Below are 22,584 nucleotides of genomic sequence, written 5' to 3'. Positions count from 1 at the left end.
TCCGAAACGCTCGGAGGGCGCAGAAGTCATTTCTGGTCCCTGCGCGACTCTGATGGCCCCCACGCCTCAGAGCATATTCTCTCTACAAGTTCTGGGGCTGTCGCCCAATTGGGGCGGTCCTATATCACTGAGCGCACCAAGGCAGGTATCACGGCTGCGGCCCGGCGCGGCGAGTGGCCGGTCAACCCAAGCTTAAGAGCCCGCGATCCGATTGCAGTTCGCAACGCAGCGGCCGGCTGGTCTCACGCTCATCTCGAAGAGGTCCTGGAAACGCTCAAGACTTGGCTGCCCATTGTCCATTAATTGCGCCCTCAACGCACCTGGGATGACGTAGCACTTATCCTCAATGCCTCAGACCAATTATGGACAGCGGAGCGACTACGTCGGACCACCAGACGTCTAATGAATGAGGGCTTGGCCGAAAAGGCGCTCTTATCGAAGGCCCCTCCCCGGTTCCCGAGCGAACGCCTTCTGACACTCGTCACTGACATCGCCGTAGCCGCGCCTGAGCTCACCCTGCGTCACATCGCAGCCCGTTTGAAAAGGATGCGGGAGCGGGCTCCTTGAGGAGGCGTCAGATGGTCTGCTTCATCTGTGAAATCGCTTATCGATCGGACCAACAAACTCGGGCGAACCGCCAATAGCGAGGTCTTGAGCTAGGCTTATATTCAAATCCTCACCAATCTGCTTCTGAATCGTCAAAACCTGACAATTCGGCCGCGATCTCCTGCAGCGCCCGATCCAATGGGCTTCGCCGTCCGCCGGTTCTAGTGGAGCGCCCAGCCCCCTGCCCTCCGTGTGTCAATCGCCGCCTGACGGTCCTAACCCCTCTCACGATCAGGTGGGCAAGCTCATCGTCGCCCAGCTCGTTAACCATATCTTCGATCTCGTGGCGGCTTGCCCGCTTTGCCAAAGACGTAAGCGACACGGCCTCTAAAGGCTGCTCCTCGGGAGTTTTCGTCGGGATGGTAGGCGATGCACGCCTGGCGGCAGCAGGCTTGGGTGGGGAGGCTCCGAATAGGTCCCCCTGCCTCTCGTCCCAAGATTGTCGCCGCCTCGTCGGGCCCCGTCCCAAAAGTTTGCCTCCCCTGCCCTGCTGGATGGTAAGGTAGACAACCCGTCTCTGGATCCACGATCCAACCCACCCACCTCGCCGATGCAGTCACGCCACGGAGCAGATCGCGGAATTGCAGCAGCACTGCGACTGAGGCAGTTGACAGCTGTCAACCCGTGCCGGCTGCGAAGTTTTATACCGATGCTCGCCGGAGCTTAAGCACGCAGCGGCCAATAGCCCGTTGCGTTTTTTAAGAATTGCGTCTGCTGCAGTTATTCGATGGCTAGGTTGGCCAGTGAGGCCGACTTATCTTGAGGAAGACATCCGGCAGAATCGACCTAACCGATGAGGCATATTACCTGCCGGGACCGCCCCACCCCCTCGACTGGCAACCCATTATTGACATCTGTCAACCGCAGAGAGCTCAGTTCCTGGTGGTACAAACCTGACGCTCGGTGCGCGTGCACAGATCGGCTGAGGGGCTAAGCGGACATTCGGCCAAGATGGACCGCGCAGATCATCGATTCAGTTCCGCTACTGCTAGCGCCGTAACCTGCAGATCAATGGTTGCCAGTTGGTCGTCCGCGCTCATAAACCAAGCAGCCGATAGCGCCGTCCAGGCCAAGACCCAGCGTAATAGACGTTGTCGCTCCAGCCCTGCGGCAGAGGTGACGAGTTCCAGAGGACGCGCGAAGCGGCCGGGCATAGTTGCAACCGGGTGTGTAGGATTCGCCAAATCGGGGTTTGTAAAGATGTTGGCGAAGTCGAAGCCGCGCTCTCCGACCAAGCGCTTTGGATCAATGGCGAGCCAGCCGCATGCTCCGAAGTCGAGCACGTTATCGTGGTGCAAGCCACCGTGCAGGACCCCGACTTCGCAGGGCTCGGCCAGCAGCGTACGGGCCGCCTCAGCGCAGTGGACCAGAATGCCCCCATGCGTGGCGGCTGCCGGCTCCAGGCCGCGAAGCCAACCCATCAGTGGGATCAGGTCAGGATGCGGCTTTGGTCTGGGGGCGTGAAGGCGGGCAGCAGTAGCACACAGAATGCGGCAGGCTTCGTCATCGCGGCCGGACCGGGCCATTCCAGCGAGCGAGTCCGAGCCGGTAGCACGCTCCAACAATAGGGCTTCATAATCCCGAGCCAGAACCCGCGCTGCGCCTTCGCCGTCCCACCATTCCATCAGCACGTCGCCAAAGCGCTCGTCCTCGTTATGGGATATCTTGAGTATGGGCTCGCCATCCTGTGTCACCGGCAACAACCGAGCGGCTGGGGTAGTGATAGGCTCGCCGTCGGGAACCAGATTCCAAAGTGTCAGGTAGGCCTCAAACATCGGTCAGACATATCACGGTGTATGGCCGCTTAGGAGACGTGAGCCGCGATGACCGATGGATGCTCACGACGGGCTTTATCCCTTAGGGCATGGCGGCCGACCAAGAATTGAACACCCAAAAGGGCGCTTTGGCCCCATGCTAGTTGACAGTTGTCAACTCTGCTATCCGTCTGAAACTCCCACCCGTTGGTGCGAGGCATGCCGGGATCTGAATTCGGCACCTTCCCAACGAAAGGGCAGGGGAGGCAGATCGGCACGCCGCACTTTCTGAAAATTGGATCGGCCCCGTTAGGCTAGCGGCGCTTCAGTGAGAGTGGACTTCTATCAACTCCAGTGGACAGTCCCCGACCTAGCGAGTATTGGCGCCAGGCTTTCAATTCGAAGACTGTGACAGTTGACAGGTGTCAACTGGACCCAACAGTGCTCCATGAGTATACTTTTTTACCGACGCTGGGCGATCGTTGTACTCACCGGGCAGGATGCTCAATGAGCTTTAGGTCGATACGAGGATTTTCTAACCAAAGCGGCCTCTATGGGTCGTTGACACCTGTCAACTGAAGATCCCGCAGCCCGAGAGTACCGGCGTATCGATCTGCGAAATCCTATGGAAGGTACCACGGTCCTCCGCGCTAGTTGACACCTGTCAACTCCCCGCCAATGGGGCAGGGAGTCGGATAACCTTTGCGCGACTAAGCCGTTCACTTGGGCAGCCCCAAGCATGGAGAGATCGCTTTACGAGTTGACATCTGTCAACTGCGGGTCCGTCGCTAGATGTAAATCCAATAAACTCGGCTTCGATCAACCGTTGCCACCTGTCAACTCCACGCGCAGGGCAGGGGCGCCGGGAGATCCCGCTCCCTGACAAAACGTTGCGAACATCCCTAGTTTTTGCCGCTCTAAAGGGCAATTTTTACCAATTGTAAAGGATTTCGAGCTTCTAGTTACGCAAGCGGCCGCTTTTGCGGCGACACTTCCGTATCTAGGAGGGATCACATGGCCCTTGCACAGCTGAAATCCGATGAACCTCAATGGGTTGATGAGCAGATCTTCCGGGCGCATGCGAAAGGACTTTCTGAGAAGCTCCATTCGCAACGCCTCGCCCTCCATCCCCCGATCGCGCGCAAGACTCTGCGCAAGTTTACGTCCGTCGAAGCCGCTAAACTGATTGGCGTCAAAGATGGCTATCTCCGGCAACTCTCATTGGAGGGGAAGGGGCCTCAGCCTGAAGTTCTTCCGAACGGCCGTCGGCAATATAGCCTTGAGGATGTTCATGCGTTGCGCGCCTATCTGGATGAAACAGGCAAGGCTGGGAGACTGTACGTAAAGCACCGCGCTGAACATGAGCACCTGCAGGTTATCAGCTGTGTAAACTTTAAAGGGGGCAGCGCCAAAACAACAACTGCTGCCCACCTTGCTCAGTACCTTGCCATGAACGGGTATCGGGTCCTCGCTGTCGACCTCGACCCTCAAGCCAGCCTTACAGCTTTGCACGGGCTCCAGCCAGAGATGGATGTCAATCGAAATGAAACCATTTATGGTAGCATCCGGTATGATGATCAGGCCCGCCACCCAAGCGAGATCATTCGCAAGACCTATATCCCTGGCCTCGATTTGCTTCCAGGCAATCTAGAGCTACAGGATTTTGAGTACGATACGCCAAAGGCACTGGTGTCCCGGGGTCCAAACGAACCGATGTTCTTCGAGCGGATCAGTTTGGCTCTCTCTGAGGTCAAGGACAATTATGATGTTGTCATCATTGATTGCCCGCCTCAGCTCGGCTTTCTTACCCTCTCGGCTCTAAGCGCGTCGACCTCTATGGTCATCACAGTGCATCCTCAGATGCTGGATGTGATGTCAATGTGCCAGTTCCTGACCATGGCGTCAGACCTGCTCGAGCACGTGAAAGATGCTGGAGGCCAAATCCGGTTCGACTGGGTCAGGTATCTTGTTACTCGCTTCGAACCTGGCGACGGGCCCCAGTCCGACATGGTCAAATTCATGCGCCAGCAGTTCCCGGAGTTTGTGTTCAACAATCCGATGCTAAAGAGCACAGCCATTGCCGATGCTGGGATTACGAAGCAGACCCTTTATGAGGTCCCAAAAGAACAGTTTTCGAAGTCTACCTACGATAGGGCTATGGAATCGTTGAACAGCGTAAACTCTGAAATCGAAGATTTGATCAAGCAGGCTTGGGGGAGAAAGTAATGGGACGCAATAGATCCGCGTTTCTCGGCATCGAGAACAACACTCCCGTACCGGCAGAGCCGTCTCTCGCGCTCGTCCAAAACGAGCTGAAGGCCGCACTGGAGCAGCCCGAACCCGTTACGACATCCGCAACTGAACCGGCGCCTACCCCTGTTGCGCCGCAGACACGTACGGGAATGGGCTGGAACGTCTCCCAAGCCAAGACTGCAAACGCTGTTGGTGCCGTCGGCTCGGCACTTGGGAATCTGCGGGGACAAACGAACGCTGAGATTGCAGCTCTGAAGAGCCAGCTTGAGTCCGGCGACACCATCGTGGAGCTAGAGACTGATAAGATCGATGGATCATTCGTATCTGATCGTATGGAGCGTTCTGACGAAGCCACCGACACGCTCGTCGAGCAGATCAGGAACCGCGGACAACTCGTTCCGATCCTAGTCCGGCCAAACCCAACGGTCTCGGGGCGCTACCAAGTCGCATTCGGTCACCGGCGTCTTGCCGCGGCCAAGAAGCTCGGAATTACCGTTCGGGCCATCGTTCGTAATTTGACCGATGAAGAGCTTGTGATTGCACAGGGGCAAGAAAACAATGCCCGCCTCGATCTGAGTTACATCGAAAAAGCCATGTTCGCTGTGAAGCTTGAGGAATCTGGCTTCAACCGCAACGTGATTGGTGCCGCACTTGCCGCTTCTAAGAGTGAACTCTCACGCCTTATTGCGGTCGGCACGAAAATTCCGCGCAGCATCATAATGGCTGTCGGTGCCGCTCCCGGCATCGGACGGACACGTTGGAACGATCTGCTTGAGTTGTTCAAGGAAAACAAGTGCCTGGATCGCGCCACGGAAATCGTCACCAAGCCCGACTTCCAGGACCTAAGCTCCGATGACCGCTTCACGGCGTTGGTTGCCAAGCTGTCCAAGAAGGAGCGTGTAGAACCCTCTCAGTCGCAACCGCAGATCTTCCTGAAGGACGCCCACGGCCGACGTGTCGCTCGCATAACAGATTCTGACGATCGTGTTGCCATTCAAATCGACAAAACCGTAAACAGCAAGTTCGGCGCATTTCTTGTCTCGAAGATTGAGCAGCTTTTCCGGGAGTTTGAGGAAGCTAATCCGTCGACGTAATCTGCTCAGGGCAGGAGGTTCCCTCCTGCCCTCTGATCTACCTAGCTAAATTTTTCTGTAATCATTCAATCGAAGTTCGACTGTAGCGATCTTATCAGCCAAGGACTTGATTGGTCGCCAGGGAACATTGCTGAACGCTGCGCCACGATCACAGGCGTTCCTAATCGATACGAGCCGAGGGTACAGGCAAAAGCCAGCAAACGTAGCGAGGGGAGGGGACAAAAGTGCGGGCTTGCTGTCCTCAATCTGGACTCTGTACAAAGTCGGAAGTTGCGTTCAACTGATCGGTTGATGTCGCCGCCAAACCGGTTTTTGAGGGCTGCTGCAGTCGTACTTTCTTAGCCAATTGGGGGAAATGTGCTCCCTGGGGCAGCCAGAATCGGCCAAGATTGGCCCAGATCGGCCGGTTTAGGGCCAAAACAGCCTAGGATGTTCATTTCCTGCCCGCGCTTCGCGCTCATGGCAGATCGTAGCGACGCCCAGAAACGCTACCGTTGTCGATGCTTAACCCTTCTTATACAAGAGCTTAGAGTACGAGGAATCAGTTAGGGGGCTGCTGGTGCGCCTGAGTTTGACCGATGAAAGATCAGAGCGATCGGCGATCGCTGTTCCCGAATTACCGTGGGAGACAATTGCTGGTCGTTTGGAGCAGCTCACGATCGACATTCTTCGTTTCGATGCCCGGTTGGAGGCGTCGTGTCTGGCCGCTGGCTGGCAGTCCCGTTGCGACATGACTGAAGCCGTCCGAGCCCTCATGCTCGACGGCCATCTAGTCGACGTCGGCGATCTGGTGCTGCATGACGCCGGAATGGACGTCCGCAGCCCGACGCACGAACTTACCCGGGCGGCTGCCGCTCTCAAAGCTCGCCGGACTGCCATGGCAAGAAAAGCCCCTTGGCCAGTATCTTTCGACGGCCTTGCGGCCCTGAGAGGTGTTGGCGGGATCGGCGCCGAAGCGACAGCATCGAAACGTAAGCGGCCTGATCCCGATGATGACGAGGCTTATCCGGCCTTTGCCAATGACGCGGACCCTTGGAAGGCGCATTTTGCCGAAATTGACGCCGTCTTGGATCGCACCACAAGGGTCCTGGCGGGTGAAACTCCGCTGCCCAAGAGCCGGTCGCACCTGGTTTATGACCCAGATCAGGATGAAGCAGAGGCCGAGGACCTGTGGCTCGATCTTGTCAAACGGACTTCTCATTGGCCGGCCGTCGCTGCTGCGGCCGTGGCCTGGAACGTCTGGCTGGATCTAAACCTCTATACCCGCTTGCCCTGGTTGGGGCTAACGATGGCCGCTTCTATCCTGCGAGCGAGAGGGCTGACGAACCACCTTCTCCCGCTGGCGGCCGGCTTCAAGCAGTCGAAGTTCCGACCGCAGGGCAGGGAAGGGGCAAAGGAGAAACTCGATGGCTTTTGCAGTGTCGTCGAGGAGGCCCTGGAGATCGCGAACAAGGATCTGGAGAGGCTGATCCTGGCACGTGAGCTGATGGCGCGGGTCACAGCCAAGACCCGATCTAACTCCAAGCTACCGGAACTGGTCGACCTGTTCCTGTCCCGCCCTTTGGTGACGGTGCCGCTCGGCGCCAAACTGCTGAAGGTCACGCCGAAGGCGGTGGATCTGATGCTGCAGCAGTTGGGCGGGGCCCTCCCGCGGGAACTGACCGGCCGAACCCGTTATCGGGCTTGGGGCATCGTCTAAGCTTTCCTTAGTTATGCCATGAGGCTGTCATTGGCTGTTCATATTCAATGGGTTAGTGCTTGATCCCGTTCTCAAGGGCGGTTTCCTATGTTGATGTGGAGCACAGTTGTTACCTTCCTCCTCTCGCTGGTGGCTGTCGGGCCGCTGCGGGCGAGTGCTCCCTCCTGGCTTCTGTCCGGTGCGGAACTGGCGGCGGTGATCAGCCTCTTCGCTCTGGTGTGCTTTCTTGAAAGCAGCGGCGGCAACACGGACCGCTCCAATCCAACGGCCTGACAAGTTTCGGTAAGGAACTCCGCCTAGGGTGCTGCTCCGTCCTTGATCGGAGACAGCCCATGAGAAGCTTTCTGCTCGCCACGATCGGGATTGTCCTGGCGTCCCCAGCAGCGATCGCCGATGGCCTGAGCCTTGCAGGCTCCCTATGGCAATGCACCCGCGCTTCCGACCGATCTCAGTTCGTGATTACCTTCTATCCGGGTGGTGGCGTTGGGGGAGGGGAATTCGAGAACGGTGAGGTGACCCCCTACATCTTCGATGCGTCCAAGACGAAGCCGGGCGAATGGCCGGGCAAGTGGGACCAGACGGGCCAGCGTTTCACCTGGGCGTTCCCGGATCAGAGCATCCGGATTGAGGGAAGCCTTCCAGGTCCGGGGCAGGCAAATGCGCCGCTTACTGGCACCGAGACCTCGTCGGGAGAGCGCTCGGCCATTACCTGCACCTCCCTGTCCAAGCTGCCGAAGATCGGGGAGGGTTTTGTAATCCCGAAGAACGGTCGCTTCATCGATCTGGACCAGGACGATGGCGAGCTGAAGGTCCCGGCGGGCGTCTCGCTTCAGGAGCCGGGAGGACGCTAGGAGTTACGATCGCGGTGAGCAGGGCTCAGTCGGATCTCGGTGCTCGGCCGAGAGCCATCGGCGGTTCGATGTGATGACCTCCAGTCCCAAAAGTCTGGCCAGCCTGCGACATAATGTTCACTCTGACCTGCTTGTGAATTGTATATCAATCCTTATATCAGGCTTACCCCAGCGGACATCGTATGTGGACTTCGTGAGCGACGGGCGTCACCGCGTGCTCCGATGAGACCGTGCCGGACGGATGTACTCCGGCACGAGCTGTTCCTGCGCTTGCCTGACGATGCGAGCGCCCGTCTGGTACCTTATCAGCCCAGGCCCGTAGTGCGCGAGGCCGAGGTGCGAAGGCACCCGGTCCGTACGCCCCGGAGCCTGGGCTTTTCCATTTTCTGTCAGGCCCCGATGAGAGCCGCACGACTTAACGACGTTTCCCTCGGATTGCAGCAATCAGCAATTCCGCCGCGACCATCGCCCGATCGTGGCGGACCGTCCCGGCGATCGCAGCCGCTCGCTCGCTGGTTTCCGGGGCGAGTGCTGTCTTGAGCGGGGCCAGGAGCGACCCAGTTCTTGGATTTGATCCCTCGTGCGCAGCACCAATGCCGAGTTCGGTGACACGGCGGGCCCAATACGGCTGGTCGGCGACCTGGGGCACCACCACCTGCGGCGCGCCAGCGCGCGCCGCCGCTGTGGTCGTTCCGGCGCCGCCATGGTGCACGACGGCCGCGACCCTGGCGAAGAGCGCCTGCTGGTTGACCTCACCGACAACGAAGCAGTCTTCCTGATCGTCGATCAACGCGAGATTGGCCCAGCCGCGACCAAGGATCACGCGCCGGCCTTGCGCGCGAACCGCCTCGATGGCAACGCGAGCTGGGTCCTCTGCCGCGTGCATGGCCATGCTGCCGAAGCCCACATAAACCGGAGGCTCTCCAGAGGCGAGAAATGCCTCCAACTCGGCTGGGAGCGGACGGCTGTCGGACAGGATCCATGCTCCGGTCTGGACCGCGTCGGTCAGGTCAGTCGGACGCCATGGGCTGAGCACCGGGTCCGATGCCAGCCATGGCCGATGTGTGAAGACATGGTCGCGGACATTGTCGAGGGGCGGCAGGTCGATTGCGGCGCGGTGAGTGTTGACCGCTTGACCGAAGAGCGCGTTCTTCGCCTGGGCGTTGAACGCCCACAGAGCCAGATTGTCGGTCAGTCCTGGTGGGTGGGGCCAGCCCGGGTATTCCATGGGCGGGTGGTGCGGTGAGGGCACCATGAGCGGGCAAAAGGCCGCCCAGCTGAAATGGATGCCCAGCTTCTCGGCCACGGACTGAGCCGCCGCCACGGACGGGAACAGGCCAGTTGCGACGATTGCATCACAGCCCTCGGCCGCCGCCGCGATCGCCTCATATTGGGCCGGGACCATCTTGGTCGCCAGTTCGGGCAGCTTTAGGCCTGATTGTTTCGCCTGCGCGATCCACTGGCGCACTGGCATGAAGGCTGGTGCCATCGGCAGGCCCTCTCGCTCCAGCACCCCGACGAACTCGGCATCGGCCGGGGCGGATACCAGCGGCTCGACACCCCTCGATTGTAAGGCCAAGCCAAGGGCCACCAGCGGCTGGACATCCCCACGCGACCCATAAGTCGATAACAGCACACGCATCTTCAAAGCTCCCTCAAGGTTGATCGAGGGCAGCGTTTATGGGCCATGACCGGGGGCTTGCCGCAAGCCGGGGGTCCGCTACAAATCAATAGTGGAAGGATGTGATGGCTCTTCCATTTTCCCTCGAGCTATCAACATCCGCTCACTAGGTCACGCACTCATAAACTAATGGCGGGAGCTGCAAGGTTCTGATCCAAGCTTCTTGAGGGAAGCTGCTGATGGCGCCAGCGTCGCTACGAGTTGACGGAAATTCGAATAGACGGTGATCAAGCCGCTGCTACCGAGCAAGTCGCGCGGGCTTGCTTCCGTCAAACCCGCTTTAGCTAAATCTGGATGCGCTTTACGAGCCGATGACCTATAAGGGCCGCTCGGACGCTCGGAGAGACGTTCAGACAGGAGCCTGACCATGATCAAGTTCAGCGTCTACTATCCGGCCAATGGCGGCTCGAAGTTCGATCACGACTACTACCGCACCCGCCACATGCCACTGATCCAGGAACGGCTCGGCGATGCCTGCCTGCGCTACGAGATCGATAAGGGCCTTGCGGGTCGCGAACCGGGCAGCGCGCCGGAGTTCGTTGCGGCGTGCCACATCTACTCGCCGACCCTGGAGACATTCCAGGAGGCGTTCTTTCCCCACTCCCCGGAGATCCGCGCGGACGTCGCCAACTATACGGACATCGTGCCCATCGTGCAGATCAGCGAAGTCATTGGAGGGTAGGGGGCGTCGGCGCGTCAGGCGGCTGAGACTAAAGAAGCTTCAATGCGCTTAGCGCATCGCCAGTCGCTGCGAAAGCAGCCGTATTGTCGAAGATGCACCAGACTGCTCGGCCGGCCTTCGCATGGTCTCCAAGGGTCGCGGCGGCTTCCGCGATGACCTCTTGCGAGTACGCCGAGTAGTACATCTTGGGCGACCCATGCAGGCGGTAGTAGACCAGACCAGTCCAGCCGCCCGGAGTACCGGCACTCGGATGAGGCTTGGGGTCGGCCGCCACCCGGGAGATCCGGTGCTCCAGGAGGAAGGCGTCAACATCGGCGGTGAACCATGAGGCGTGCCGCGGTTCACAGACGAGATCTCCATCAAAGGCCTCTCGAAGCCTCTCAACGAATGATCGCACGTCGACAGGGTCGAACTTCAGGCTTGGAGGAAGCTGAATGAGAACTGGTCCGAGCTTGGGCCCGAGTCCGGCAATTTCTCCCAGAAAGCGCTGCAACGGCTCGTCGATCTCGCGGAGGCGGCCTTCGTGGGTGATCGTCTTCGGCATCTTCATGGCAAAGCGGAAATGCTCCGGGACATCACCGGCCCAGCGCTGATAGGTCGACAGGCGATGCGGGCGATAGAACGAGGAGTTGATCTCGACGCCGTCAAACCGGCTCGCATAGCGTACCAGATGGCTGCCCTCGCTCGAGAAGGCGTCATCGTACTGCTTTGGGATCGCCCAGGCGGCGGTCCCAACGAAGATGCGGTGCTCACTCCTACCCAACATCAGGGCACCGGGCTGCCAGGGGTTAGCCTCGCTTGAGCTTCCCAGCCGCTGCATCGAGCTTCTCGCGGCTGTTCCCGTGCTCCTTGATCAGCTCCTCAGCCTGCGCAACACTGATGCCGTGCTTCCGGGCAAAGTAGCCGACCTCGTACTCTTCTCCGCCGGCGACCCGGCCGCGGTCCGCACCACCGCGATTGGCTTTGTCATCAGACATTCCGTTACTCCATACACAACTACGACACTTCAAAAATGCGTCACGATGGGGAGTGGTTTCCTGGTGCGTTAACCAACCCCGAGACTCCTGTGGAGAACTCGGAACGAGTCATTTCGGGGCGACGTTGCTGACTCGTGAGGCTGCCGGTCAAGGTTGTTAGGGCCGTCACACAGTAGCGTATCGCTGGGAGTTCCACCCATGGCTGAACGGACAGTTTGGAAAGGTCATATCAAGCTCTCTCTCGTGTCCTGCGCGGTCGGCCTATACCCCTCCACCTCGTCGGGTGGGAAGATCCGGTTCAACACCCTCAACCGCAAAACCGGCAACCGCGTGAAGCGCCAGTTCGTCGACAGCGAGACGGAGGAGGTCGTGGAGAGTGAAGACCAGGTCAAGGGCTTCGCCGTTGGCAAGGGGAGCTACATCCAGGTCGAGGACGAAGAACTCGACGCCCTGAAGCTGGAAAGCACCCACACCATCGACATCGAGAGCTTTGTGCCGCGCGAGGAGGTCGATGAGCGCTTTCTTGACACCGCCTACTACATCGCCCCGACCGATAAGGTGTCCAACGAAGCCTTTTGCGTCATTCGCGATGCCATCCGCGACAAAGGCATGGCCGGCATTGCCCGCATCGTGCTGGCACGCCGTGAACGCATGATCCTGCTTGAGCCCCTCGACGAAGGGCTTGTCGGAACCACCCTGCACGCGGCCGACGAGGTACGCGACGAGGACAAGGTCTTCGACGAGATCAGTGAGGTGAAGTATCCCAAGGAGATGAAAGATCTCGCCGCGCACATCATCGACAGCAAGGCAGCCCACTTCGATCCAAAGCAATTTGATGATCGGTACGAGGAAGCCGTCGCCGAGCTTCTGAAGTCGAAACAGGCCGGCAAGCCGCTGAAAGAGGAGCCGTCCGAGAAACCCTCGAACGTCGTCAATCTGATGGACGCGCTCAAGCGCAGTGTCTCAGCCGAGAAGGAAGGGTCTGCGGCCAAGAAGGTTGCTCCAGTGAAGAAGACTGCTGCGAAATCCAAATCGGCGAAGAAGCCCGCACCGAAGGCGAAGGCGCGTAAAGCCGGGTGACTATGACGTTTCGTGTTGCGTAGGAGAGTTTCATGGTCGCGGCCTCAGCCCGTCTGAAATCCAGGAAAGCGCCGTCGCGCGGCCGGACCGTTACGAAAACGGCAACTGGTTCGCTCGCCACCTACCGGGCGAAACGCGACTTCTCTGTCACGAGCGAACCCAAGGCGACGAGAGCCAAGTCTCAGGGGAATCGCTTCGTGGTGCAGAAACATGATGCGCGCCGCCTGCACTACGACCTTCGGCTGGAGCTCGACGGGGTTCTCAAAAGTTGGGCAGTGACCAGAGGCCCGAGCTTGGTCCCGGGTGAGAAGCGCCTGTCGGTGCATACTGAAGACCATCCCCTGAAGTACATCGATTTCGAGGGCGTCATTCCGGCCGGCCAGTATGGCGGCGGGACCATGATCGTCTGGGATCGGGGACGCTGGTTTCCGGAAGGCGACCCGCATGCCGATTATGCCCGTGGCCGTTTGACCTTCACCCTTGAGGGCGAGCGCCTCAGGGGCAAGTGGCACCTCGTGCGGACCCGCGGCAAACCCGGCGAGCGGAATGAGCAGTGGCTGTTGCTCAAGTCCGATGATGAAGCCGCCCGCACCTCCGAGGATCCGGACATCCTCGAGGAGGAGACGACCTCGCTCAAATCAGGCCAGACCATTGAGGAACTGGCCGCCCAAGGCGATATACGGATCGACCATGCGGCACGCGAAACGGTGGCCAGATCCAAGCCTCAGAAATCGCGGCGCCCCTCGAAGGTCAAAGGTGCAAAGAAGGGCATTCTGCCAGCCTTTGTCGAACCCGCGTTGGCACAACTGGTTGAGAGTGCCCCAAGGGGTGGCAACTGGCTTCACGAGATCAAGCTCGATGGCTATCGCATGCAGGCTCGCATCGATGGCAGTGAGGTCAAGCTCCTGACACGAAAGGGGCTCGATTGGACTGCGAAGTTCAAGCCAATCGCAAATGCCCTCAAAGAACTGAAGATCCCATCGGCCTTGCTCGACGGCGAAATCGTCGTGGAAGATGAGGCAGGGGTCTCAAGTTTCTCGGCACTCCAGCAGGAGCTTAAGGGCGGGAAGGGCGAGCGCTTCGTCTACTGTGTCTTCGATCTGCTTTATCTCGACGGCGAGGACCTGAGGACGGCGACACTGGCAGACCGCAAGGCAGCGTTACGCCTCCTGTTCGATGACCTGCCTCAGGGTGGCGCTATCCGCTTCAGCGACCATCTTGAGGAGGATGGGGCAATGCTCGTGCGGCACGCGTGCCGGATGGGCTTGGAGGGGATCATCTCCAAGCGCGCCGATCAGCCCTACAGGTCAGGGCGCGGCGATGACTGGGTCAAATCGAAGTGCACGCAGCGCCAGGAGCTTGTGATCGCAGGCTACTTGCCCTCGACCGCGAGCAAGAAGGCTGTGGGCTCACTGGTCATGGGTGTCTATGACGCCGGCAAGCTCATCCCTGTCGGTCGCGTCGGGACCGGCTTCACATCGGAGGTCGCGGGCGCGCTCTACAAGACCCTCACGTCGATCGAGATCAAGGCGACGCCCTTTGCCGGCAAGATCCCTTCCGCTGCCAGCCGTGGTGTAAAGTGGGTCAGGCCAGAACTCGTCGCCGAAGTTGAGTTCCGCGGGTGGACCCATGACGGCATGGTCCGGCAGGGCTCTTTCCAAGGGCTGCGTGAGGATAAGGATCCGCGGGACGTCGTGCGGGAGACAATTGCGCAAGGCTCTCGCGACACACGCCCTGGTCCTACGATCCTTGAGAAAGTCCATCTTTCCCATCCGGACCGCATTCTGTGGGAGGACGCGGGGATCACCAAGCTCGGGCTCGCTGAGTTCTATACGGAGATCGCCGATTGGATCCTGCCTCACATCGTAAACCGGCCACTGTCGCTTCTGCGCTGCCCAGGCGGATCGCAGAAGGAGTGCTTTTTCCAGAAGCACGCCTGGGCCGGCCTTGATGAGGAACTGATCCGGCGGATTCGCGTCGGAGAGGATGAGGCTGTTGCGATCCAGGACCTGTCCGGGCTTCTCGCCTTGGTGCAAGCCGGTGTTCTTGAGATCCACCCGTGGGGTTCAACGCTGAAGAACCCGGAGAAGCCTGATCGGCTTGTCTTCGACCTGGATCCGGGCGAGGGCGTCAGCTGGGACGCGGTCGTTCAGGGTGCGATCGACGTGCGTGATTACCTCCAGGACCTCGATCTTGTGAGCTTCGTCAAAACATCCGGCGGCAAAGGGCTGCATGTGGTCGTGCCGCTCCGTCCGAAGGCATCCTGGGACGAGGCCAAAGCATTTGCGGCCGGTGTCGCAGCAGCGATGACGAAGGCGAGCCCCCTCCTGTACACGGACACGATGGCGAAGCGAGCCAGAACAGGCCGGATCTTCATCGACTACCTGCGCAACGGGCGGGGGGCGACGGCCGTGGCGGCTTATTCCACGCGAGCCCGGGCCGGAGCTCCTGTTTCAACGCCCCTGACGTGGGAGGAACTGTCGACGATCCGCAGCGGCAATCAATATCGGATTGGCAATCTGGCCGCGCGCTTGCCTCATCTTCAGAATGATCCTTGGGCTGAGTTTGGAAGTATCGACCAAGTGATCCCGAAATCTCGGAGACGTTCTTAGGCGGTACGGGGTCTGATCAGCACAGGTGTGGCGATACCCTATAGGTCACCACCGATATGCTAGTGGCTGCCAAGTGCGGTAATTTGAGACCCCACTAAAAATCCAACCCCTTTTTCCAAGGCTCCCACTGATGGTGGGAAACTTCATATGGATCAGTGTCGATGGACACCCGTTTCACGTGATGAACGGTGAGCGAGGCAGATTGAAGTCTGAGGGTTGAGTTGCGCAGATCCGTGTCGTCGGCGGCAGGAGTGCTTGAGCCTTCCTGATGCTTGGCGCTGTCACTGGCCTGGAATGGCTCGGGAAGCTCTTCGATGATGGTGTAGTCGGGTTCAACGCCATCTTCAGTGGTTGTATAGAGCTGCGCACTGATCTTTGCGCTCGTACTGGTATCAGCCGGCTGCACACGGGCAGCCTTGTGAAACAGCACGACGTTGTACTGATCCTCTCCCGCCTGGACAGACGGGTAGATGATGCCGTCCAGGGGCGGGTCCGCTTCCGTGGCAAGGAAGTCCGCGACAGCCTGGGTCGCCAGGTATTCAAACGGCTCGTCACTCGGCATGACCGGCACCGTGATCCGCTTCCCGAGGATCGCGAGGAATGCGACGCGCTCCAACTGTCGAACGTAGTCTGGATCGAAAATGCTCCCCGACAGTGTGATGCGGTCCAAAGCCCTGAGATCCAAAAGCCGAAGAGGAGCAATCACCTCAAACCGCCCTACAAGAACCTTGCTCCCGACTGGCGGGCGCACCTCGGCGATGGCTGCTGCGGGGTCGCTCGCACCATAAAAGACCGCGATACCGCGTGCGTTCATTCGGCCGTCTCTCGCCCTTTGCGAGGGCGGCGTCCCAAGCCGCTGTTCTGGATAAACGAGGGCATCCCGAAGATCGCTGTCAGCTTCAAAGGAGCGCGCCCGATAGAATGCGGAGTGCTGAGTTCCAGGGCCGGCGTCGACAACGACATGGCGACCGTCTCGGGTTTGCAGATGCGAGATGTCCTTGAAGATCACCTCCAGGGTCGCCGCGGCATCCCGGCTGAAGAACCGGGTCTCTGTTTTCAGCTTCTCCTCGAATAGGAACCATTGTGCCTGCCATTCCCTCGGATTAGGACCTTTCTCGGCGTAGCAGGCGCCGGCGTCGAATTCGGTTTCATCACCGATTTTCATGCTTTCCCAGTCAGCATAGCGGTCGGCAAGTACCGCTTGGATGTCTCGAGCCGGCTGCTCACCGATGAGCGCCGCACCGCAGATCGCAGAGACAGTGGGGAAGCCTTCCCGCTCCCACTCGTAGTTTAGCTCCTTGTCCTTCTGCATCATCCACTCGAGGTCCGAGGGGTGCTCTGATGTCCGCTCGAAGTGCTGCTCGAAAGCCGTCTCGATCCGATCGGCCATCTCGGCGATGGTAAAAGTTTGCCCAGGCTGGCCACAATAATCGCATTGACCATGGGTGCCCTGATTGGCGATCAGGTCCTCTAGATAAGTTTCGCCGACACAATCAAAGCAAATTCGCTTTGTCTTCAACTGGCCGATGTCGGACATAGGTATTTCTCGGGCTGGGACTTCAGGAGGGAAGATCTGGCCCGCTCCATGTGGTTTGGCCGCGTGCTCTTGTCCAGCCGAATTGTGACAGAGCCGCCCATCGGACGAGTTGCCGCAGGATTGTTCGGTCACATCATCGTTATCGAGGGTTCCAAAACGGCACTCCGTATGGCAGGCGACGATGTTCCGGACCTGATGGTCTCCTTTCTCCTACCAAGCGAGGGACACCGAGGACGAATGCACTTTCCGCTGTCGCCCAACGAATCCGAGCGCCTCGCCGCTCTTCATAAGCTCGAGATCCTTGATACGCCTTCGTCACCGGCTATCGACCGAATCTGTCGAATTGCACAGCGGTTGTTCGACGTCCCCATGGTTCATGTGACGCTAGCCGACACTCATCGGTACTTCTTCAAGGCACGGTTCGGTGGAAGTGAGGCAACTGAAATTCCCCGAGACTATGCGTTCTGCAACTACACGATCTTGCACGATGAGGTCTTCGTGGTTCCGGATGCATTGACGGACCCAACATTCAGCAAAAACCCCCATGTGATGGGCCATCCGTTCCTCAGATTCTACGCTGGCGTTCCACTGACGATCCGGCCGGGGATCCGGCTGGGCGCATTTTGCATTTCCGACGTGAGGCCTCGCGAGTTCAGCCCCCATCAAACATCGCTGCTACGTGGTCTCGGCCGGTTGGTGGTCGACGAGATCTGGTTGCATCATCTGGACGTGTCGGGTCACGTTGAGACCCAGTTCCATGCGTCGGGGGCCATGGACCAATCTCTCGACTTCGAGACATGGATTCTGCCAACAAGCGCTCAGATCCGGGCAGCCCGTGGGCTGCTGAACTGGTCAATCCGAGAACTCGCAGAGGCGGCCAACATCTCGCCGGCATCAGTGAAGCGGATGGAGATTTCCGGAGAGCTGTCAGTCCGGCGGACCAGCGTGGATGCTGTTGTGCGAGCCTTTGAGCAGCACGGCGTTCAGTTTACCCGTGAGCCTGATGGGACCGTTGGAGTGGCCCGGAGGTCGCAGCTAGGGGACGTCCGCATCCCTGAAGAAACGGACTACCCGTTCTAAGAAACGACTGCCGGTCAACTGGGGAGGTGATGGGATACGTGGGCCCGTGGTTCCGACATGGCCTCCCAGGCGAGTTCGGCCAGCACTCCGTAGCGTTCCTGATGGGCGGCAGAAGCCCAGATCACCTCGAGGTGGCCTCTAATGTCACGCAACGCGATGACCGAGCCGTCCCAGCGAACCGTGGCTGAACCGGCTGAACTGGCGTCATAGCCCGTTTCCTCGCGCCAGATCATTCGGGCGATGGCGCACATCACCCCGAAGGCCTCGTGGAGCCGGGAGACGCGGTCCGGCTCTGTCTCCTCATTGAGGGCCGACAGGGTGGGGTAGTGATACAGGCTGCTCATCAGGGATGTAACCGACTTTCATGCCAAGATAGGACTTTATGGCATGCCCATAGCTTGAGGGGGTTGCGGCCAAAGGCCCCTAATCAGCCGGAATAAACAGAAAAGCCTCCCCACCCGCCGTTGCCGTGGAGGTGAGGAGGCTTCCTTGAAGTGAGGAGGTTGTGATCCTCGCCCGAGTAACGGCGAACCTGGCGGATGGTTTCACCGGGCCCATACGGGTCTGAGGTCGGACCCGCGACGAAAGGGTTATTGCCATCGGCCGAGCCAATCGGTCTTGTCGCGGTGGATCAAAGCAAGCCAGTGGGCCGCCGGGCACATTGGGCCCAATGAGAAGACAGGGGCAGCCATGACGGGACGTAGTGACAGGCCTTTGCCAGCTTGGTGGCCGTGGTTTCTGGCAAGTATGGCGAGTGTCAGCTTCGCTCTAGCCCCGCTTCTGAGGTAAGGCCCAGAGACCTCCATCTGCGCCTTCGTTGGCTTGATCCACCGCATACGGCCACGCTGAAACTGTCCGCGCAGGCGTGAGTTGCCCCTTTCACATAGGTTAATCAGGGGCAATGCAGGGCATAGCCATGAGAACGATGCCATGCAGCAGAATAACACTCGGGATTGGTCGCGTGACCTCCCCAGTAGCTTGAACTTCTCCAAGGAGCAGGTGGTCTATTTCATCGGGCACTCCTTGAGGAGCCTGTACGACGATGTCATCGCCGCCGACATGCCGGGGCATCTGAAAGCTCTTGTGCTCAAGCTGGAGGAGAAATATCCCCCGTAGGGCATGCCCTGGTGAGGGCATCCCTTGGACGGTGGAATGATCTGATGACTAGCAGGAATGTAACTCGAGCGGATCTGGCTCAGGCCGTCGTCGAGGCTGTTGGCCTGCCCCGTCATGAAGCCGTAGCCCTTTCCGAGCAGGTCCTAGCCGAGATCTGCGATACGCTGGAGCGAGGGGAGAATGTGAAACTCTCTGGGTTCGGGAATTTCGTGGTTCGAGAGAAAGCCGAGCGAGTGGGGCGGAACCCAAAAACCGGGGTCGAGGTGCCGATCGAGCCTCGCCGGGTCGTGACCTTCACGCCATCCCATAAACTGAAGGATCATGTAAATAGCTCGAGGGCCTAAAAGCCGCTCCCCGGTACGATTAGAGCAAAAGGATTCATCGTGTCGTCAGGTCATATCGATGTAGGTCCGATACTGGACACACAAATCGGGCTCTCGACAGTAGGCTTTGTGGATTTAAGCTCGGGCACTCCGATCCCGCTGGGCTCTGGAACACTGGTTAAAACCAGGACGGTCCAGGGGATACTGACCTGTGGGCACGTAGCGATGCCGATTGCCCGTCAGACCGAAATAGGCGTTGTCCTATTTCCAATCCGAAAAGGAGACTTGCAGCAAATTCGCCTTCCCGTCCCGGACCTCATGAAGAAGGCGATCATTTGGTATGATCAGCAAGATGACCTTGGGAGAGATCTGGCTTTCCTCCCAGTCGCCGACAGTCACATGTCAAGCCTCGGCGCCAAGGGAACGATAGTTGACCTCGATCTACAAGCGAGCCGGGCTGCTCAACCCGATCCGGACGGCAAAGTGATTGATGCTGCGGCAGGAGTTGTTGGAGAGATGACCCCACCCGCTGCGCAGCGGGAGAACAGGATTGTTCTAGCTGCGGAGGGATTGATTAACGTTGGCAAGTTCGTGGCGACAAGCCATGGGACAGCTGACTTCGACCTGATCAGGCTTGATCCGCGTCCTAGTAAAGATTTCACGCTCCCCTCGACCTATGGCGGCATGAGTGGTGGAGGCATGTGGCGGATCTTCGTTCGAGAGAAACAGGATGGGGAGTACGAGGTCGTGGAACGGCGTCTCGTGGGTGTGTCGTTTTACGAAACTGCGCTGCCGAACCGTCACATTATCGGTCATGGACCAGACAGTTTGTTTAGGCATTTGCTGCCGGAGATCATTCAGCACTGGCCTTAGCGGCAGATAGGTTGGCGTGTAAAGAAGAGGCCGCTGCAAGCAGCGGCCAGAGCTTGAAGAAACAATCCGCCGCCTTAAGCCGGCAGCATCTCTGAACTGGTTGCTAGTGCCTGTTTCAGAGCGGCTTTTGCATTGTCGGCTTCGATGTCGAATCCAGCGACAATCGCCATTCTTAAAGCCTCTGCCATAGATTTCAGCTAAAGCATGGTGGAATCGAGTGTAAGCGTCGCGCACGTCATCATTTGACACGAGACGCTTTAGCCAAGTCCATGCCTTCGGATGGCTGTCCCAGAACGGGCGGCTATAGTGGACGAACTCCTGCAGTCTCGGCAGTGTCGCATTGCGGTCCAAGACCCGTATGTCGCCGATTTCGCGCCCTCTAAGCCGGTACTGGCCATGGTTAATCAGCGGTTGCAGGAGTGGCGGCGGGTATCAAAAATTGCCGGATCGACACCACCTCTAGGTTGAACAATCAGCCTCGGACACGAGGCGGCAAAGCGGAACAAGAACGAATCAACAACCAATTGGCATAGCTGAGCTTGAAAAACGCGAATCAGGGACTCTATTCTGGTTCGGGCCAGCTTAATTCGGCTGGCCTATCCCAATGGCCGTGCGGGGCTGGCGGAACCTGTCATCACCTCTTCGTCGTTCAAAAGTCAGTCTGACCCGGTGTGAGTCCATCGGGGCAGGAGTTCAGGAGTCCCTCTTTTGGCTACGCTGAAGCAATTCGAAGAAGCCCTGCGCGCCCAAGGCATGAATATGGCCCTGGCCATCTTGGAGAAGATGCGCAAGGAGGAGAAGAAGACACGATCGATCACTCCGGCCCGTCGGGTCTCAGGGCGCAAGATGACGCCGGAGCTCGCCCGCAAAGTCCTCGAACTTCATAACACCACTGACATGACCCAGCAGGAGATTGCCTTCCAGCTTGGGGTCAATCAGGGGCGCGTGAACGAAGTAATTCGCCGAGGGAAATGGCTGACTGAGGATCCGCAGTCCGAGGAGGCTCAGGCGCGAGATAAGGCGAAAGCTCGAATGAAGCGCATGCAGTCGGAGGATACACCGATCCCGCGCAAGCAGCCGGTGGCCGCAGGTGTCGAGGAAGCGCCGAAAAAGCCGAGAGCGAAGCCCTCTAGCCCCGCACAGTTGTCGATCGACGACTTTCTCAAAGTCTCCGACGACTAAATGGAATCTTGTATCAACGGGACCCATCCCCGCTGGTTACGATCAACTCAAGACGGGGCAGATCGCTATGGTGCATCAGCAGCACACCATTCTTGTGCGCGAGCTGGCGGGCGGACTTAGTGAAGACCGAATTGGTGACTACGACCGCATAAGGGGCATCCTGAAAGGCGGCGGCGGCATAAGCCTCTTGAACCGCCTTGTTGCCGACAGTGCCGTTGTAGAACTTGCACTGGATCACAACCCGCCGATCCTCCTTCTCCGCAATGATGTCGGCTCCTTGGTCACCTGATCCCGGCGTAAGTGAAGCACGCCATCCGGCCTCCTGGAGGATATCGCGGCAGTAGAGCTCAAACTCTCTGCCGGTCATCGCGTCGTCAAATTCAACTGTTGGCTCGGCCGGCTGCTGCCGATCGATGATCCGGTTGATCCGGGTCCTCAAGCGGGCCGCGTACCGCTTCGAATCCTTGGCTAGGAGATGCTCGACCCTCCTGCGCTGGAACTCTGGCACGAGCGTCTTCTTGATGAAGGTGTTGAGGTGCCTGTCCCAGGTCTCCTCAGAGACGTTCCCATATTCATCCGGTGAAAGCATATGGGCGCGTTTGGTCGCTAACGTCCTGACATGTGTCAGGGCCGCCCGGTCTGTTAGGTCATAGATGAGCAGAAACGAATGAACCTTGGTGAGGCGCAGGAATAGCAGCAGCGCGAGCCCGATCCAGGCGGCGATCGGCTGGAGATACAAGCCGATGCCGAAGAGGAAGAGCAGTACGGCGCTGAACGCCTTATGTCTCCAGAGGTAGCGAAACATTCCCTTATCCGGCAGTCGGCGGCGGCTTTCAGTGTGACTGCGAGGGTTTTGGATAGCCGACTGGGGTTACTAGCAGCTTCGCAAAGATTCAGGCCCGCTGAAACTCACAGGATTATTTCGGCTGCTACTGCCTGGTGATCCGCGTCCGGTCGAGGATTTGACCCGCGAACTCCCGCAACTCTTCGGCAGTGCTGCCTTCATCTCGCTGGATGACAAAGAGCCCTGTATGAAGCAGGATCATCAACTCCCGAGCTTGCTGCGCTTCGCCATCTGCGGCCGGCATGACCTCAGCCATCTTGGCTCTCATGATGGCAGCGTCGCGTTCGAGGATCTCCATAAGGCGTGTGGTCACTGCGTTTTTTCTCCGAGGCAAGTCCTC

At 59.0% G+C, this 22,584-nt stretch carries 21 protein-coding genes and 1 pseudogene; 14 read left to right on the top strand and 8 right to left on the bottom strand.

Annotated features, from left to right (window positions below; genetic code table 11):
• Positions 1-15: 15 nt before the first annotated feature.
• Positions 16-303, top strand: a pseudogene (locus tag OCW50_RS33405) (recombinase family protein); the annotation flags it as partial.
• Between the two features lie 1,268 nt (positions 304-1,571).
• Here the strand turns inward: OCW50_RS33405 and OCW50_RS16005 are convergent.
• Positions 1,572-2,381 carry an aminoglycoside phosphotransferase family protein gene (locus tag OCW50_RS16005; protein WP_262267136.1) on the bottom strand — a complete coding sequence of 270 codons (810 nt, stop codon included), beginning with the start codon at positions 2,379-2,381 and terminating at the stop codon, positions 1,572-1,574.
• A 993-nt stretch (positions 2,382-3,374) separates the two neighbouring features.
• On the opposite strand from OCW50_RS16005, the gene repA reads away from it, so the two are divergent.
• The 5 genes from repA to OCW50_RS15980 all read left to right on the top strand — a co-directional run bounded on the left by repA (position 3,375) and on the right by OCW50_RS15980 (position 8,257).
• A complete protein-coding gene (repA, locus tag OCW50_RS16000; protein WP_262267135.1) occupies positions 3,375-4,586 on the top strand; it encodes a plasmid partitioning protein RepA in 1,212 nt (403 codons plus the stop codon).
• Positions 4,586-5,707 (top strand): plasmid partitioning protein RepB, encoded by a 1,122-nt coding sequence (repB, locus tag OCW50_RS15995; RefSeq protein ID WP_262267134.1) that lies wholly within the window; start codon positions 4,586-4,588, stop codon positions 5,705-5,707. The genes repA and repB overlap by 1 nt, the downstream gene beginning before the upstream one ends.
• Positions 5,708-6,266: 559 nt before the next feature.
• Positions 6,267-7,406: an RHE_PE00001 family protein gene (locus tag OCW50_RS15990; RefSeq protein ID WP_262267133.1), complete on the top strand. Its 1,140-nt coding sequence runs from the start codon at positions 6,267-6,269 to the stop codon at positions 7,404-7,406.
• Positions 7,407-7,493: 87 nt separating this feature from the next.
• Positions 7,494-7,679, top strand: coding sequence for a hypothetical protein (locus OCW50_RS15985; RefSeq protein ID WP_262267132.1), 186 nt, complete (start codon positions 7,494-7,496; stop codon positions 7,677-7,679).
• A 59-nt stretch (positions 7,680-7,738) separates the two neighbouring features.
• A complete protein-coding gene (locus OCW50_RS15980) occupies positions 7,739-8,257 on the top strand; it encodes a hypothetical protein (protein WP_262267131.1) in 519 nt (172 codons plus the stop codon).
• A 415-nt stretch (positions 8,258-8,672) separates the two neighbouring features.
• Here the strand turns inward: OCW50_RS15980 and OCW50_RS15975 are convergent, their stop codons facing one another.
• A complete protein-coding gene (locus OCW50_RS15975) occupies positions 8,673-9,899 on the bottom strand; it encodes a glycosyltransferase (protein WP_262267130.1) in 1,227 nt (408 codons plus the stop codon).
• Positions 9,900-10,305: 406 nt separating this feature from the next.
• Here OCW50_RS15975 and OCW50_RS15970 point away from each other — a divergent pair, with 406 nt between their 5' ends.
• Positions 10,306-10,620 carry an EthD family reductase gene (locus OCW50_RS15970; RefSeq protein ID WP_262267129.1) on the top strand — a complete coding sequence of 105 codons (315 nt, stop codon included), beginning with the start codon at positions 10,306-10,308 and terminating at the stop codon, positions 10,618-10,620.
• Positions 10,621-10,648: 28 nt separating this feature from the next.
• Here OCW50_RS15970 and OCW50_RS15965 read toward each other — a convergent pair whose 3' ends face one another.
• Together OCW50_RS15965 and OCW50_RS15960 are read right to left on the bottom strand one after the other, a co-directional pair.
• Positions 10,649-11,386 (bottom strand): DUF72 domain-containing protein, encoded by a 738-nt coding sequence (locus OCW50_RS15965; protein WP_262267128.1) that lies wholly within the window; start codon positions 11,384-11,386, stop codon positions 10,649-10,651.
• Positions 11,387-11,408: 22 nt separating this feature from the next.
• The gene (locus tag OCW50_RS15960; protein WP_262265886.1) at positions 11,409-11,597 is read right to left on the bottom strand and encodes a DUF3606 domain-containing protein; all 189 of its coding nucleotides are present in this window, start codon (positions 11,595-11,597) and stop codon (positions 11,409-11,411) included.
• Positions 11,598-11,795: 198 nt separating this feature from the next.
• On the opposite strand from OCW50_RS15960, the gene ku reads away from it, so the two are divergent.
• Both ku and ligD read left to right on the top strand, forming a co-directional pair.
• Positions 11,796-12,677: a non-homologous end joining protein Ku gene (gene ku, locus OCW50_RS15955; protein WP_262267127.1), complete on the top strand. Its 882-nt coding sequence runs from the start codon at positions 11,796-11,798 to the stop codon at positions 12,675-12,677.
• Positions 12,678-12,709: 32 nt separating this feature from the next.
• The gene (gene ligD, locus OCW50_RS15950; protein WP_262298191.1) at positions 12,710-15,289 is read left to right on the top strand and encodes a DNA ligase D; all 2,580 of its coding nucleotides are present in this window, start codon (positions 12,710-12,712) and stop codon (positions 15,287-15,289) included.
• A 94-nt stretch (positions 15,290-15,383) separates the two neighbouring features.
• Here ligD and OCW50_RS15945 read toward each other — a convergent pair whose 3' ends face one another.
• Positions 15,384-16,826: an RES family NAD+ phosphorylase gene (locus OCW50_RS15945; protein WP_262267125.1), complete on the bottom strand. Its 1,443-nt coding sequence runs from the start codon at positions 16,824-16,826 to the stop codon at positions 15,384-15,386.
• Between the two features lie 48 nt (positions 16,827-16,874).
• On the opposite strand from OCW50_RS15945, the gene OCW50_RS15940 reads away from it, so the two are divergent.
• A complete protein-coding gene (locus OCW50_RS15940) occupies positions 16,875-17,906 on the top strand; it encodes a GAF domain-containing protein (RefSeq protein ID WP_262267124.1) in 1,032 nt (343 codons plus the stop codon).
• A gap of 14 nt (positions 17,907-17,920) precedes the next feature.
• On the opposite strand, the gene OCW50_RS15935 is transcribed toward OCW50_RS15940, so the two are convergent.
• Positions 17,921-18,250, bottom strand: coding sequence for a hypothetical protein (locus OCW50_RS15935; RefSeq protein ID WP_262267123.1), 330 nt, complete (start codon positions 18,248-18,250; stop codon positions 17,921-17,923).
• Between the two features lie 586 nt (positions 18,251-18,836).
• On the opposite strand from OCW50_RS15935, the gene OCW50_RS15930 reads away from it, so the two are divergent.
• From OCW50_RS15930 to OCW50_RS15915, 4 genes are all read left to right on the top strand, one after another.
• Positions 18,837-19,022, top strand: coding sequence for a hypothetical protein (locus tag OCW50_RS15930; RefSeq protein WP_262267122.1), 186 nt, complete (start codon positions 18,837-18,839; stop codon positions 19,020-19,022).
• Positions 19,023-19,066: 44 nt separating this feature from the next.
• Positions 19,067-19,366, top strand: coding sequence for an integration host factor subunit alpha (locus OCW50_RS15925; protein ID WP_262267121.1), 300 nt, complete (start codon positions 19,067-19,069; stop codon positions 19,364-19,366).
• A 297-nt stretch (positions 19,367-19,663) separates the two neighbouring features.
• Positions 19,664-20,218: a hypothetical protein gene (locus OCW50_RS15920; protein ID WP_262267120.1), complete on the top strand. Its 555-nt coding sequence runs from the start codon at positions 19,664-19,666 to the stop codon at positions 20,216-20,218.
• 708 nt (positions 20,219-20,926) lie between these two features.
• Entirely contained in the window at positions 20,927-21,400 is a 474-nt protein-coding gene (locus OCW50_RS15915; protein WP_262267119.1) for a sigma factor-like helix-turn-helix DNA-binding protein, read from the top strand.
• A 13-nt stretch (positions 21,401-21,413) separates the two neighbouring features.
• Here the strand turns inward: OCW50_RS15915 and OCW50_RS15910 are convergent, their stop codons facing one another.
• The gene (locus OCW50_RS15910) at positions 21,414-22,205 is read right to left on the bottom strand and encodes a restriction endonuclease (RefSeq protein ID WP_262267118.1); all 792 of its coding nucleotides are present in this window, start codon (positions 22,203-22,205) and stop codon (positions 21,414-21,416) included.
• Between the two features lie 124 nt (positions 22,206-22,329).
• Complete coding sequence (locus tag OCW50_RS15905; RefSeq protein ID WP_262298190.1) at positions 22,330-22,557, bottom strand: hypothetical protein; 228 nt, start codon at positions 22,555-22,557, stop codon at positions 22,330-22,332.
• Positions 22,558-22,584: the final 27 nt, after the last annotated feature.

Source organism: Microvirga sesbaniae (assembly GCF_025460805.1).
Lineage (GTDB): Bacteria > Pseudomonadota > Alphaproteobacteria > Rhizobiales > Beijerinckiaceae > Microvirga > Microvirga sesbaniae.
Note: the sequence above shows the minus strand (reverse complement) of the source record. Positions and strands in the feature narration are given on the sequence as shown.

What these genes read in the sequence shown, in the direction of transcription:
- OCW50_RS15980 (WP_262267131.1), top strand. Translation starts at nt 7,739, where the DNA reads ATGAGAAGCTTTCTGCTCGCCACGATCGGGATTGTCCTGGCGTCCCCA.
- ligD (WP_262298191.1), top strand. Translation starts at nt 12,710, where the DNA reads ATGGTCGCGGCCTCAGCCCGTCTGAAATCCAGGAAAGCGCCGTCGCGC.
- OCW50_RS15970 (WP_262267129.1), top strand. Translation starts at nt 10,306, where the DNA reads ATGATCAAGTTCAGCGTCTACTATCCGGCCAATGGCGGCTCGAAGTTC.
- OCW50_RS15925 (WP_262267121.1), top strand. Translation starts at nt 19,067, where the DNA reads ATGACTAGCAGGAATGTAACTCGAGCGGATCTGGCTCAGGCCGTCGTC.
- OCW50_RS15965 (WP_262267128.1), bottom strand. Translation starts at nt 11,386, where the DNA reads ATGTTGGGTAGGAGTGAGCACCGCATCTTCGTTGGGACCGCCGCCTGG.
- OCW50_RS16005 (WP_262267136.1), bottom strand. Translation starts at nt 2,381, where the DNA reads ATGTTTGAGGCCTACCTGACACTTTGGAATCTGGTTCCCGACGGCGAG.
- OCW50_RS15935 (WP_262267123.1), bottom strand. Translation starts at nt 18,250, where the DNA reads ATGAGCAGCCTGTATCACTACCCCACCCTGTCGGCCCTCAATGAGGAG.
- OCW50_RS15945 (WP_262267125.1), bottom strand. Translation starts at nt 16,826, where the DNA reads ATGTCCGACATCGGCCAGTTGAAGACAAAGCGAATTTGCTTTGATTGT.
- OCW50_RS15985 (WP_262267132.1), top strand. Translation starts at nt 7,494, where the DNA reads ATGTTGATGTGGAGCACAGTTGTTACCTTCCTCCTCTCGCTGGTGGCT.
- OCW50_RS15930 (WP_262267122.1), top strand. Translation starts at nt 18,837, where the DNA reads ATGCAGCAGAATAACACTCGGGATTGGTCGCGTGACCTCCCCAGTAGC.
- ku (WP_262267127.1), top strand. Translation starts at nt 11,796, where the DNA reads ATGGCTGAACGGACAGTTTGGAAAGGTCATATCAAGCTCTCTCTCGTG.
- OCW50_RS15940 (WP_262267124.1), top strand. Translation starts at nt 16,875, where the DNA reads ATGTGGTTTGGCCGCGTGCTCTTGTCCAGCCGAATTGTGACAGAGCCG.
- OCW50_RS15910 (WP_262267118.1), bottom strand. Translation starts at nt 22,205, where the DNA reads ATGTTTCGCTACCTCTGGAGACATAAGGCGTTCAGCGCCGTACTGCTC.
- OCW50_RS15960 (WP_262265886.1), bottom strand. Translation starts at nt 11,597, where the DNA reads ATGTCTGATGACAAAGCCAATCGCGGTGGTGCGGACCGCGGCCGGGTC.
- OCW50_RS15975 (WP_262267130.1), bottom strand. Translation starts at nt 9,899, where the DNA reads ATGCGTGTGCTGTTATCGACTTATGGGTCGCGTGGGGATGTCCAGCCG.
- repA (WP_262267135.1), top strand. Translation starts at nt 3,375, where the DNA reads ATGGCCCTTGCACAGCTGAAATCCGATGAACCTCAATGGGTTGATGAG.
- repB (WP_262267134.1), top strand. Translation starts at nt 4,586, where the DNA reads ATGGGACGCAATAGATCCGCGTTTCTCGGCATCGAGAACAACACTCCC.
- OCW50_RS15920 (WP_262267120.1), top strand. Translation starts at nt 19,664, where the DNA reads ATGAAGAAGGCGATCATTTGGTATGATCAGCAAGATGACCTTGGGAGA.